This is a genomic window from Streptomyces sp. NPDC001156 (assembly GCF_053598275.1).
The window spans coordinates 1-12254 of the sequence record NZ_JBSFJX010000087.1; the positions used below are offsets into that span (position 1 = coordinate 1).

Consider the following 12254-nt stretch of genomic DNA (forward strand, 5'->3'; position numbering starts at 1 on the left):
GCTGCACGCCAAGGCCGACCAGTACATTCGGCTCATCGGCCGCAGCGAACACCATGCACTCGCTCCGCGACTGGACGTGCTGCGAGATGAGATCCAGCACGTGTCCCACCGTAGGTCGAACCTCAACGACGCGCTTGCATGGGCTGCCGCCAGGTGGGCCGTCGACCAAGCGATTGCGGCCGGGGCCACGGTGGTCTATCTCGAAGACCTGCGGTCGATGGAAGCCGGCGGCATGGGCCGCACCCTGAACACGCGCCTGTCCCAGCAGGTGCGCGGCCAGATCGCCGGCCGCATGCGGCACCTCGCAGCCGAGGCCGGTATTGCCGTGGTCACGGTTCCGGCCCGGAACACCTCCAAACTGTGCCCGCATTGCCTGACCCCGCTGCGGCACCGCAAAGCCCCCGACCGGCCCACCACCGCGGGCTGGAAATGGGCCATCTGCCCCAACCAGTCCTGTGGCTGGCAGGGCGACCGCGACCACGGGGCGTGGCGCCGTATCGCAGCCCGCGGCCTGGCCCATCAGACCAAGACCGTCATCGACCGCACCAGCGGCCTCATGATGATCCGCTCGGTCGTCGACAAGCTGGAGTCGAAGGCAGTCCTCACCACGACATCGAAGACCAGCCGGCAGGACCGGACCAAGACCGGCCCCACCCGGCCACGTTCCACACGCCCCGCGCCCAGGCGACGCAGGGCACCCTCCCCAGCAGGCTGCCCGTGCGGCCCTGCTGGCCAGCGTCCGGAGGGACACGCACCCACGGGCCGGACCCAACTGCCCCGCGCAGCCGACCGGCACCAGGACGTGAACACGATCAGTACACCCACCACCGGCCACCGGCCACGAGGAGCAGCAATGGGCGCGGGATTCCACTTCCACGCCCATGCCTCCCCACCACGGTGGGAAACGATCCCGGAAACTCAATCCAACTCAGGATCGCTTAGCTGATTAGAGACGCTGCCCGCAATCCGACTGCCTGTCGGGTCGCCACCAGGACGGGAATCCCTCAGCTCAGGAGCCCTTACGTGCGTAGCAAGCGACTCACCGGAAGAAGCCGGACCTCCGCCACGGCCGCAGCGGCCGTACTGCTGACGATCGGCGCCACGATCACCGCGACGACACCGTCCGCCATCGCCGCGCCCGCGGCCGTGGCCCACGACGACTTCAATGGCGACGGCTACCCCGACCTCGTCGTCTCCGCCCCCGGGGGCACCGTCAGCGCCAAGAAGGGCGCCGGGTACGTCGCCGTCCTGTACGGCTCGGCGGGTGGCATCTCCGCCTCGCGGCGGGCGACGTTCAGCCTGAGCACCCCCGGCATACAAGGTCTCGCCCAGGCCGACGACAACTTCGGCAAGTCGACCGCGTCCGGTGACCTGGACGGCGACGGCTATGCCGATCTCGTCGTCGGAATCCCCGGCAAGGACATCGGCGCGGCCACGAACGCGGGCGCTGCGACCGTGCTGTTCGGCTCCAGGACCGGGCTGCACGGTGCGGACAGCCTCTGGCTCCAGGACGACGGCCCGACGGCGCAGGGCCGTTTCGCCATGGGCCTGGCCACCGGCCGCTTCACCGGCTCCGGCACCCAACTCGCCGTCATGTCCGGCGGCGATGTGTGGACGTACCACAGCGAAGTCGCGGCAGGCGTCAGGCATCTGGCCCCGGCGGACCGCTCCTCCTGGTCGTGGGAAGAGGACTACAGGCCCGCAGGCCTGACTTCGGGCGACTACAACAAGGACGGTGCCGACGACCTGGTCGTGCTCGGCACCCAGATCATCGAAGAGAGCCTCTACCCCGTCGAGTCGCACGGTGCGGCCCGGTATCTGCGCGGCGGCCCCGACGGACTGGCGTGGGGCGGCTACGTGACCGGCGGCGCGACAGGTGCGTCCGGCGACATCAACAAGGACGGCTACACCGACCTCGTCCTGGGGTCGCCCGCCGACCGCGACGAGCTGAACGGCGTCCTGCTCGACGGCGGCGCGGTCCGCGTCCACCTCGGTGGACCCGACGGCCCTGTCAACACAGGACCCAACTTCCAGGTCTGGACGCAGGATTCACCCGGTGTCCCCGGCACCGAGCAGCGCGGCGACCGCTTCGGCGGCGCCGTCGGCGTCGGTGACATCGACGGCGACGGCTACGCCGATGCCACGATCGGCGCACCCGGCAACGATGTCGGCGGCGCCACCGACGCGGGCACCGTCTGGGTCATGCGCGGCTCGGCCACCGGCCTGACCACCACTGGAAGCAAGACCATCAGCCAGGACATCTCGTCCGTCCCCGGCACCGCCGAGAAGGCCGACCAGTTCGGCAGCGCCCTCCGCCTCATCGACCCCGATCGCAACGGAAAGGCCGGCCTGGTCGCCGGCGCCCCCGGTGAGGACACGAACGACGGCGGCGCCTGGGTCCTCTCCGGGACCAGCGGCGGCCTGGCCACCAGCGGCTCGTGGTGGTTCAACGGCGCAACCCTCGGTGCCCCGTCCTCGGACGCCCGCGTCGGCGAGACCTTCGCCCCGTAGCCGTCGCGCCGCGGTTTCACGGCTCCTCCGGTCTTCGCGGCATCTCGCCATCAGGCGGGACTCGAGGGCCGCGGATCGGGACCGCCGCGGTCCATGGTCCTGAGCCCGCACACGGCGACGAGCCGGTGGGGCCAGGAGACCTTGTGCACGCAGGACGGCCCGTGCCCGAGAGAACCGGGCACGGGTCGTCGATGTGCGGGTGCGGTGCCGGGGCTCACGCCTCGGCGAAGTCACCCGAGAGCGCCGAGGCGAGACGCAGATGCGGCTCGGCCTCGCTGTCGCGGCCCTGGCGCTGGAGGGTGCGCCCCAGCAGCAGCCTGGCGTAGTGCTCCACCGGGTCGCGCTCCACGATGACGTTCAACTCGGCCTCGGCGCGGCGCAGTTGGGCCGAGTGGTAGTAGGCACGTGCCAGCAACAGCCGCGGCCCCGTCTGCTCCGGAACCTCGTCGACCAGTCCCTCCAGGACCCGCGCCGCCGCGTAGTAGTCCTTGGCGTCGAAGAACATCCGCGCGCGTTCCCAGCGCTCGGCGGGCGCTCCGTGGTCGTAGTACGTCGTCTCCACTCAAGACCTCCTTACGGCGTCGACAACGGACCCTGGTCGTTGAATATTCCACGACCTGAGCGAGTGGCCGAACTGGCGGTTATGCGACGGCCAGCTCGGCGTTCGCGCGCTCGAGGATCAGGGTCAGCACGCGGCCGCCGGCCTCCAGGTCCTCCCGGGGGATGTCCGCGTAGAGCCGGGAGGCGATCTGCCCGCCGGCGGACTGGATGCTCTCGAGCAGCTCCCGGCCGCTGGCCGTGAGCGACACCTGGTCGCCGGCGGATGCGTTCAGCGCCCGGCCGGCGACGAGTTCCTCGATGTCGGACCGGACCGACTGCTCGTCCACGATCTTGAGGGAGTCGACCACCAGGGCGACGAGGGAGGTGCGCTCCAGCCGCCCGCCGCTGTTGGCGAGTGTCCGCAGCACCGACGACTGGGTGAACGTGGTGCCGGTGCGGGCGAGGACACGCTCCAGCAGTGCGCGGGCGGCGTAGTGCGTGAGACCTATGAGCTGGCTGTTGACGACGGGAGTGGGGTTGGTCATGACTGCTCCTGTTCGCTGTCGTTGCCTTCGGTGTGCTGCGGACCGGGGCCGTCGGCGGCGCCCCCGGCGGCCGACGGGTCGAGCGGTGCGTCGAGCAGGATCCGTAGCGCCTGTACGAAGTCCTCGGTGCGGGCGCTGTGGCGGCCGCCCATGGGCTGGAGGAACTGTTCGTGCAGCCGCTGGACCACCTTGATCACCTGACGGGCGACATCCCGACCGTGTGCGGTGAGCGAGAGCCGCACGGCCCGGGGGTCCGCCGGGTCCCGGACGCGGTCGACGAGACCGGCGGCTTCCAGGGTGCGGGCCAGTTTGGAGACGTACAGCGCTTCGAGGCCGGTGTGATCGGCGAGCTGCCGCTGGCTGGGACGCCGCCCGGCGCGGTGCATGCCGAACAGCGTCGCGACCAGCGCGTACTGAGCATGTGTCAGGCCCAGGGGTGCCACGGCCCGGTCGACGGCCACGCGCCACTTCGTCGAGAGCCGCCAGACGAGGAATCCGGGCGTCGCGCCCTGAGGAGTCGCACTCATGACCGATACTGTACATGGATACTATCGCCATGGCTACTGTCGCATGGGATGCACATCCGATCCGGGGTCTCCGCGCCGTCAACCTGGTGCCACGTTCGATTCAAGAGCGCCCTCAAGGGCGCGTGGATGGCCTGACGCGGGCCTGCGCGCGGGGCTAGGTTGTGCGGCATGAGCAATGTCGATCGCGAAGCGGTGCCCGCCGTGTGCGGTGGCCGCGGGTTCGTGGTGGCGGAGCCGGTGCGTGAGCTTCTCAGCCCGCGCCGGGTCCGGCTCGGCGAGTCCACGGAGGTCCGCCGCCTGCTGCCCAACCTGGGCCGGCGCATGGTGGGTGCGTGGTGCTTCGTCGATCACTACGGCCCGGACGACATCGCCGACGAGCCCGGGATGCAGGTCCCGCCCCATCCGCACATGGGGCTGCAGACGGTGAGCTGGCTGCATGAGGGCGAGGTGCTGCACCGCGACTCGACGGGCAGTCTGCAGACCATCCGGCCGCGCCAGTTGGGACTGATGACGTCCGGCCGGGCGATCAGCCACTCCGAGGAGAGCCCGAAGCCGCACGCGCGCTTTCTGCACGGTGCGCAGCTGTGGGTCGCCCTTCCGGACAGCCACCGGCACACCGAGCCGCGCTTCGAGTACCACCCTGACCTGCCCGAGGTGACCGCACCCGGCCTCGACGCCACGCTGATCCTGGGCGAGCTGGCCGGGGTGGCGTCGCCCGGTACGACGTACACGCCCGTCGTGGGCGCCGACCTGACCCTGACGCGCGGAGCCGACGTACGCCTCCCGCTGGAGGCGGACTTCGAGTACGCGGTCCTGTCGATGTCCGGCGAGGCCCATGTCGACGGCGTCCCGGTGCTGCCCGGGTCGATGCTCTACCTGGGTTGCGGCCGCGTCGAACTCCCCCTGCGCGCGGAGTCGGACGCGAGCCTGATGCTCCTGGGCGGCGAGCCGTTCGAGGAAGAGCTGATCATGTGGTGGAACTTCATCGGCCGGACGCAGGAGGACATCGCGCAGGCGCGGACCGACTGGACGACGGGTTCGCGGTTCGGCGAGGTGAAGGGGTACGACGGTGACCCGCTGCCCGCGCCGGACCTGCCGCCCGTGCCGCTGAAGCCGCGGGGCAGGACGCGCTGACCGGGCGACCGGCTGGGTGATGGCTCTCCGCAGGGTCAGGGGAGCGTGCCGTACCCGAGGGTGTCGACGCTTGCCCAGGCCGCCCGGGCTCATGTGGGGCATATCTCGTCACAGTGACATATCCGCATGTCAGTGCATCGGAATTACCCCTTCCGGGTGCTCCTGGCAGGCCCTCGAAGGGCGGGCGGAACAGTCCGTGTCCATCCTCGTATTAAAATTGTCCGCTTGTTTGGAGCTGGACCGGAAGATCCCCAGGCATCCCTGCGGCCCACCAGCGCCCCGGAGCAATCCGGGTACGACCGTGAGGACCCGATGGCAGCCCTCCAGCAAGGCCCCGCACGTGCGCTGTCCGACCAGGAGATGCACGCAGAGTTCGGCGACCGCGCGCGCTTCGGCGCCGCCCCCGCCGCCTCGCCGCGGACGCTCGTGGACATCCTCGACGCTTCGGTACGGGCGCACCCCGACGAGCCGGCCCTCGACGACGGCCACCGCTGCCTGACCTACCGCGATCTGGCCCTCGAGGTCGAGGCCCTGCGGCGGCGCCTGGCCGGCGCCGGCGTCGGCCTCGGCGACCGGGTCGGCGTGCGGGTCCCGTCCGGTACCAACGACCTGTACGTGGCGATCCTGGCCGTGCTCGCGGCGGGCGCCGCCTACGTTCCGGTGGACGCCGAGGATCCGGACGAGCGGGCCGAGCTGGTGTTCGGGGAGGCACAGGTGCGCGCGGTCGTCGGCGCCGGGCACCAGATCACGGTCCACAGCGCGTCCGACGTCGCCGCCGCCCGCCCGGGCGCCGAGCACGACGCCTGGATCATCTTCACCTCCGGCTCCACCGGCAAGCCCAAGGGCGTCGCCGTCACCCACCGCAGCGCCGCAGCATTCGTGGACGCCGAGGCGGACCTGTTCCTGACGGAGGAGCCGATCGGGCCCGGTGACCGGGTCATGGCGGGCCTGTCCGTGGCCTTCGACGCCTCCTGCGAGGAGATGTGGCTGGCCTGGCGATACGGGGCCTGCCTGGTGCCCGTGCCGCGCTCGCGGGTCAGGAGCGGGGCCGACCTCGGTCCGTGGCTCGTCGAGCAGGAGATCACCGTCGTCTCGACCGTCCCGACCCTGGCCGCGCTCTGGGAACCCGAGACCCTGAACGACGTCCGCCTGCTGATCTTCGGCGGCGAGGCCTGCCCGCCCGAACTGGCGCAGCGGCTGGTCACCGAGGGACGCGAGGTCTGGAACACCTACGGGCCCACCGAGGCGACCGTGGTGGCCTGCGCCTCACTGCTCACCGGCGAGGAGCCGATCCGGATCGGACTGCCGCTGAACGGCTGGGAACTGGCCGTCGTGGACGACGCCGAGCAGCCGGTGGCGATGGGCGAGAGCGGTCAGCTGGTGATCGGCGGCGTCGGGCTCGCCCGGTACCTCGACGCCGAGAAGGACGCGGAGAAGTACGCGCCTCTCGAGTCCCTCGGCTGGGAGCGCGCCTATCGCAGCGGGGACCTCGTGCTGGCCGAGCCCGAGGGGCTGATCTTCCTCGGGCGCGCCGACGAGCAGATCAAGCTCGGCGGGCGGCGGATCGAACTCGGCGAGGTGGACGCCGCGCTGCAGGCCCTGCCCGGGGTGGCCGGCGCCGCAGCCGCCGTACGGACCGCGCGCAGCGGCAACCAGCTCCTCGTCGGATACGTCGTCACCCAGGAGGGGTGGGACCACTCGGCCGCGGTCGAGAAGTTGCGCGCCGAACTGCCCGCGGCCCTGGTCCCGCTGCTCGCGCCCGTCGGCGAACTGCCGACCCGCACGTCCGGCAAGGTCGACCGGAACGCGCTGCCCTGGCCGCTGGAGGACCAGGAGGGTCCCGTCGCCCAGCTGTACGGCACCGAGGCGTGGCTGGCCGAGCAGTGGACCGAGGTCCTCGGCATCCCGGTGGCCGACGCGTCCGACGACTTCTTCGCGATCGGCGGCGGCAGCCTCGCCGCCGCACAGCTCACCACCCGGCTGCGCACCCGCTACCCGACCGCGGCCGTCCTCGACATCTACCAGCACCCGACGCTGCGCAAGCTCGCCCGCCATCTGGAGGAGTCGGCGCAGGACGACGCCGCGGAGCGTGTGATCGCCCCGGTGCCCCTGCGCGCCAGGATCCTGCAAATCCTCCTGCTGGTCCCCCTGTTCACGGTCCTCGGGCTGCGCTGGACCGTGGCCCTGGCCGCACTCGGGAACGTGCTTCACTGGTTCGGTCCGTATCCGTGGGCGCCGGTGACCTCGTGGTGGGCCGTGGCCGCCGGGGCGGTGCTGTTCCACAGCGCGCCGGGGCGGCTCGCCATCGGCGCGGGCGGGGCCCGGCTGCTCCTGCGGGGCGTCAAGCCCGGCCGCTACCCGCGCGGTGGGGGCGTACATCTGCGGCTGTGGGCGGCGGAACGGCTCGCCGACTTCAGTGGGGCGACCTCGCTGACGGGCTCGTGGCTGGAGCGCTACGCGCGGGCGCTCGGCGCCAAGGTCGGCCCTGACGTGGACCTGCACTCGCTGCCGCCGGTGACCGGCATGCTCAAACTGGGCCGGGGAGCAGCCGTCGAGTCCGAGGTGGATCTGGCGGGCTACTGGCTGGACGGCGACCGGCTGGAGATCGGCTCGGTCAAGGTGGGCGCGCACGCCGTGGTCGGCACGCGCAGCATGCTCTTCCCGGGCGCACGGGTCGGCAAGCGGGCCGAGGTGGCGCCCGGCTCGGCCGTCACGGGCCAGATCCCGACCGGTCAGCGCTGGGCGGGCGCACCCGCCGTCAAACTCGGCAAGGCCAAACGCAACTGGCCCAAGGAGCGGCCCGGGCGCAGTGTCTGGTGGCGGGCGATGTACGGCGTCAGCGGCTCCGCGCTGACCGCCCTCCCGGTTCCGGCGGGGGCGGCCGCGCTCCTCGTGGCACACCCGTTCGTGGACCCGGCCGCCGGACTCGGCGCGGCCCTGCGGGGGGCCGCCGTGGCGCTCGTCCCGGCGACACTCGCCTACGGGCTGACGTACGCGCTGCTGATCGTGATCGCCGTACGGCTGACGAGCCTCGGGCTGCGTGAGGGAACGTACCCCGCGTACGGCCGGACCGGCTGGCAGGCCTGGACCGTCACCCAGCTGATGGACCGTTCGCGAGAGACCCTGTTCCCGCTGTACGCCGGTCTGATCACGCCCGTGTGGCTGCGGCTGCTCGGTATGCGCATCGGCCGGGGCGCCGAGGTGTCCACCGTGCTGGCGCTGCCGAGTCTGACCACTGTCGGCGACGGGGCGTTCCTGGCGGACGACACGCTGACCGCCCCGTACGAGCTCGGCGGCGGCTGGGTGCGGATCGGGCGCGCGGAGATCGGGCGGCGGGCGTTCCTCGGCAACTCCGGGATGACCGCGCCGGGCCGCAGCGTGCCGGACGACGGGCTGGTCGGAGTGCTCTCCGCGACACCGAAGAAGGCGAAGAAGGGCAGCTCGTACCTGGGGCTGCCACCGGTGAAGCTGCCACGCGCGGCCGCCGGGGGCGACCAGAGCCGTACCTACGAGCCGCCGGCCCGGCTGCTGTGGGCCCGCGGGCTGGTGGAGCTGTGCCGGCTCGTGCCCGTGTTCTGCTCGGCCGGGCTCGTCCTGCTCACGGCCGCGGCGCTCAGCGCGCTGGGCGGCTGGGCCTGGCTGCTGTGCGGGGTCCTCCTGCTGGGTACCGGGCTCGCGGCCGGTGTTGTGTCCGTGGTGGCGAAGTGGCTGCTCGTGGGACGGCACCGCAGGGGTGAGCACCCGCTGTGGAGCTCGTTCGTGTGGCGCAATGAGCTGGCGGACACGTTCGTCGAGTCCGTGGCCGTGCCGTGGCTGGCCGGGGCGGTGCCCGGCACGCCGCTGATGACCCTGTGGCTGCGTGGCCTCGGCGCCCGCATCGGCCGCGGGGTGTGGGTGGAGAGCCACTGGCTGCCGGAGACGGACCTCGTGACGCTGGAGGACGCGGCCACGGTCAACCGAGGCTGTGTGCTGCAGACACACCTCTTCCATGACCGAATCCTGCGGACGGATACTGTGGTCCTCCGTGAGGGCGCGACTCTGGGTCCTGGCGGAATCGTCCTGCCCGGCAGCACGGTCGGGGCCCGCACCACGCTGGGTCCCGCCTCGCTCGTCATGGCCGCGGAGTCCGTTCCCGACGGCACCCGCTGGCTGGGCAACCCGATCGAGGCGTGGCGTCCCCGGAAGCGAGCGGCGTGACTCGTTTCGGACCGGAGGGCAGGGCACCGGCAGGACGAACGAGCACAGCGCAGGGAGCAGACGCACCAGTGAGTTCGCAGCAGAAGGTGGAAGCGGATCCGTACTTCCCCGCCAACGGGGATTCCCGCTACCGGGTACACCGCTATGAGCTCACCCTGGACTACCGTCCGGGCCCCAACCGGCTCGCGGGGTCGGCCCGGCTGGGCGCCATAGCGGGCCCGGCCCCGATCACCGAGTTCCAGCTCAATCTGGCGGACTTCCGGATCGGTCGGATCCGGGTCGACGGGCGGGCGCCGCACTACTCGCACCGCGGCGGCCGGCTGCGGATCCGTCCGCCGAAGCCGATCAGGGCGGGTGCCGCGTTCACGGTCGAAGTGCACTGGTCGGGCAACCCGAAACCGGTCACCAGCCCCTGGGGCGGGATCGGCTGGGAGGAGCTGGAGGATGGGGCGCTGGTGGCGAGTCAGCCGGTCGGGGCGCCCTCGTGGTATCCGTGCAACGACCGTCCGGCGGACAAGGCCGCGTACCAGATATCGGTCACCACGCCGTCGGCGTACGCGGTGGTCGCGGGCGGGCGCCTGCTGACCCGTACGACGAAGGCGTCCACGACCACTTGGGTCTACGAGCAGCCGGCACCGACCTCCAGCTATCTGGTCGGGCTGTCGATCGGCAAGTACCAGACGGTGCTGCTCGGTGATCCGGGCGAGGAAGGGGTGCCCCAGCACGGGTACATCCCGGCGCACCTGCTCCCGCAGTTCTCCCGGGACTTCGCGCGCCAGCCCGCCATGATGGAGCTGTTCCAGGAACTCTTCGGGCCGTACCCGTTCGGCGAGTACGCGGTGGTGGTGACGGAGGAGGAGCTCGACGTCCCCGTCGAGGCCCAGGGACTGTCGCTGTTCGGCTCCAATCACGTCGACGGGCACCGCACCTCGGAACGGCTGGTGGCGCACGAGCTCGCCCACCAGTGGTTCGGCAACAGCGTGACCATCGCCGACTGGCGGCACATCTGGCTGAACGAGGGCTTCGCGAAGTACGCCGAATGGCTCTGGTCGGAGCGGTCCGGGGGCCGCACGGCGGCTGAGCTCGCCGCGATCGCGCACCGGAAGCTGTCCTTGCAGCCGCAGGACCTGCGGTTGTCCGATCCCGGCCGCAAGCGGATGTTCGACGACCGCCTCTACGAACGCGGCGGTCTCGTGGTGCACGCGGTGCGCTGCGCGCTGGGCGATGAGACGTTCTTCCGGATGCTGCGCGGGTGGACGGGCGTGCAGCGGGGCGGGACCGTGACGACGAGCACTTTCACCACGCACGCCGCACGGTTCGCCAGCCGGTCCCTGGACGATCTGTTCACGGCGTGGGTGGAACAGGAGGCGCTGCCGCCGCTGCCCGTCGCCGCGGCCCCGATGCCGAGGCGTCCGTCCTATCCGCCGACCAACGCACGGTCCGTGTGAGGCGACGGGCGTGTCTCCGGCCGCCGCTCGGCCCCTGAGGAGCCGAGCGGCGGCCAGGACGCTCAGTCCGTGAGGAGCCGGGCGGGGTCCAGGACGACCGGAAGGCTCTCCAGACCCCGGAACGCGGGGAAGGGGACCTTGAGCCAGTCGGCCTCCCCGGGCGGTACGGCGAGCTCGACGGTCGGGTACTTCCCGAAGAGCGTCGACAACGCGATCCGCATCTCCATCCGGGCCAGCGGGGCGCCGAGGCAGTAGTGCGGACCGCTGCCGAAGCCGAGATGGGCACTTTGCAGGCCCGGCCGCTTCACATCGAAGGTGTCGGGCGACTCGAACCTCTCCGGGTCGCGGTTCGCGGAGGCCACCGCGACCTGGACGAGGGCTCCCTTGGGAATGACGGTGTCGCGCATGGCGATGTCTTCGAGCGCGTGCCGGAACGTCGCGTTCTCCACCGAGCCCTCGTAGCGGATGACCTCCTCGACCGCGTTCGGGAGGAGCTCCGGGTCGGCCATGACCTCCCGCAGTTGGTCGCGATGGGTCAACAGATTGAACACCGCGTTGCCGATGAGGTAGGCGGTCGTCTTGTGGCCGGCGAAGAGCAGCACCCACAGAGTGGACAGCAACTCCCCGTCGTTCATGGCGCCTTGCTCGTCCTGCGTCCGGATGAGGTCGCTGAGGAGATCGTCGGAGGCCTTGGCGCGCTTGCGCGCGATGATCTCGACGAAGTAGTCGCGCAGCGCCCCCTCGGCCACGGCCAGCTTTTCCTTGTCCGCCTTGCTGAACCCGGTGCGCGCCACCACGGCGCACAACTTCTGGACCTCCTCGCGCTCGTCATCGGGAATTCCGGTGAGCTCACAGATCACGATGAGCGGCAGCGGGAAGGCGAAGGAGGGCAGCAGGTCGACGGGTCCCTCGGTGGAGCATTTCGCGAGCAGTTCGTCGGTGATCTGCTGAATACGGGGACGAAGCGACTCGATACGGCGCGGCGTAAAAGCGCTGTTGACGATGCGGCGCAGCCGGGTGTGCTTGGGAGGGTCAGAGAAAAGCATATTGTCGTCGAGTGCGACGGACGAGTCACCGAAAATGGTGTGGTAGGCGTCGATGGCCGCGTACATGTCCTTGCTGATACGCGGATCGGTCAGCGCGGCCTTCGCGTCGTCGTACCGCGTGATCAGGTAGGTTTCGACCCCGTGCGGGGGAGAGATGGGGCAGACGGGGGCCGACTCACGCAGGCGCTCGTACACCGGGTAGGGGTTGGCGCGATAGTCCGCCGATCCGCGCGAGGCTTTCGAGACCGCCTCCGCTGTCGCGTCCGCTGTTTCCCGTTCATCGAGCTGAGTCATTCCTCCGGCCTT

General features: G+C 71.1%; 9 protein-coding genes. 5 read left to right on the forward strand and 4 right to left on the reverse strand.

What is annotated here, in order from left to right; translation table 11 throughout:
- Together ACWDA7_RS31105 and ACWDA7_RS31110 are read left to right on the forward strand one after the other, a co-directional pair.
- On the forward strand, positions 1-946 hold a 946-nt coding region (locus tag ACWDA7_RS31105), incomplete at its 5' end, for a zinc ribbon domain-containing protein (protein ID WP_450608361.1).
- A 77-nt stretch (positions 947-1023) separates the two neighbouring features.
- Positions 1024-2511, forward strand: a complete 1488-nt coding sequence (locus ACWDA7_RS31110) for an FG-GAP repeat protein (protein ID WP_450608363.1) — start codon at positions 1024-1026, stop codon at positions 2509-2511.
- Between the two features lie 214 nt (positions 2512-2725).
- On the opposite strand, the gene ACWDA7_RS31115 is transcribed toward ACWDA7_RS31110, so the two are convergent.
- The 3 genes from ACWDA7_RS31115 to ACWDA7_RS31125 form a co-directional block, all read right to left on the reverse strand.
- Positions 2726-3073: a tetratricopeptide repeat protein gene (locus ACWDA7_RS31115; RefSeq protein WP_359396053.1), complete on the reverse strand. Its 348-nt coding sequence runs from the start codon at positions 3071-3073 to the stop codon at positions 2726-2728.
- A 79-nt stretch (positions 3074-3152) separates the two neighbouring features.
- Positions 3153-3596, reverse strand: coding sequence for a MarR family transcriptional regulator (locus ACWDA7_RS31120; protein WP_450608365.1), 444 nt, complete (start codon positions 3594-3596; stop codon positions 3153-3155).
- The gene (locus tag ACWDA7_RS31125; RefSeq protein WP_450608367.1) at positions 3593-4123 is read right to left on the reverse strand and encodes a MarR family winged helix-turn-helix transcriptional regulator; all 531 of its coding nucleotides are present in this window, start codon (positions 4121-4123) and stop codon (positions 3593-3595) included. Before ACWDA7_RS31125 ends, ACWDA7_RS31120 begins: the two co-directional genes overlap by 4 nt.
- A gap of 168 nt (positions 4124-4291) precedes the next feature.
- Here ACWDA7_RS31125 and ACWDA7_RS31130 point away from each other — a divergent pair, with 168 nt between their 5' ends.
- The 3 genes from ACWDA7_RS31130 (at position 4292) to ACWDA7_RS31140 (ending at position 10902) form a co-directional block, all read left to right on the forward strand.
- Positions 4292-5257 carry a pirin family protein gene (locus ACWDA7_RS31130; RefSeq protein ID WP_450608369.1) on the forward strand — a complete coding sequence of 322 codons (966 nt, stop codon included), beginning with the start codon at positions 4292-4294 and terminating at the stop codon, positions 5255-5257.
- 312 nt (positions 5258-5569) lie between these two features.
- Entirely contained in the window at positions 5570-9454 is a 3885-nt protein-coding gene (locus ACWDA7_RS31135) for a Pls/PosA family non-ribosomal peptide synthetase (protein WP_450608406.1), read from the forward strand.
- Between the two features lie 68 nt (positions 9455-9522).
- Entirely contained in the window at positions 9523-10902 is a 1380-nt protein-coding gene (locus ACWDA7_RS31140; RefSeq protein ID WP_450608371.1) for a M1 family metallopeptidase, read from the forward strand.
- A 62-nt stretch (positions 10903-10964) separates the two neighbouring features.
- Here the strand turns inward: ACWDA7_RS31140 and ACWDA7_RS31145 are convergent, their stop codons facing one another.
- Positions 10965-12242: a cytochrome P450 family protein gene (locus ACWDA7_RS31145; protein ID WP_450608373.1), complete on the reverse strand. Its 1278-nt coding sequence runs from the start codon at positions 12240-12242 to the stop codon at positions 10965-10967.
- Positions 12243-12254: the final 12 nt, after the last annotated feature.

What these genes read in the sequence shown, in the direction of transcription:
- ACWDA7_RS31120 (WP_450608365.1), bottom strand. Translation starts at nt 3,596, where the DNA reads ATGACCAACCCCACTCCCGTCGTCAACAGCCAGCTCATAGGTCTCACG.
- ACWDA7_RS31125 (WP_450608367.1), bottom strand. Translation starts at nt 4,123, where the DNA reads ATGAGTGCGACTCCTCAGGGCGCGACGCCCGGATTCCTCGTCTGGCGG.
- ACWDA7_RS31130 (WP_450608369.1), top strand. Translation starts at nt 4,292, where the DNA reads ATGAGCAATGTCGATCGCGAAGCGGTGCCCGCCGTGTGCGGTGGCCGC.
- ACWDA7_RS31135 (WP_450608406.1), top strand. Translation starts at nt 5,570, where the DNA reads ATGGCAGCCCTCCAGCAAGGCCCCGCACGTGCGCTGTCCGACCAGGAG.
- ACWDA7_RS31145 (WP_450608373.1), bottom strand. Translation starts at nt 12,242, where the DNA reads ATGACTCAGCTCGATGAACGGGAAACAGCGGACGCGACAGCGGAGGCG.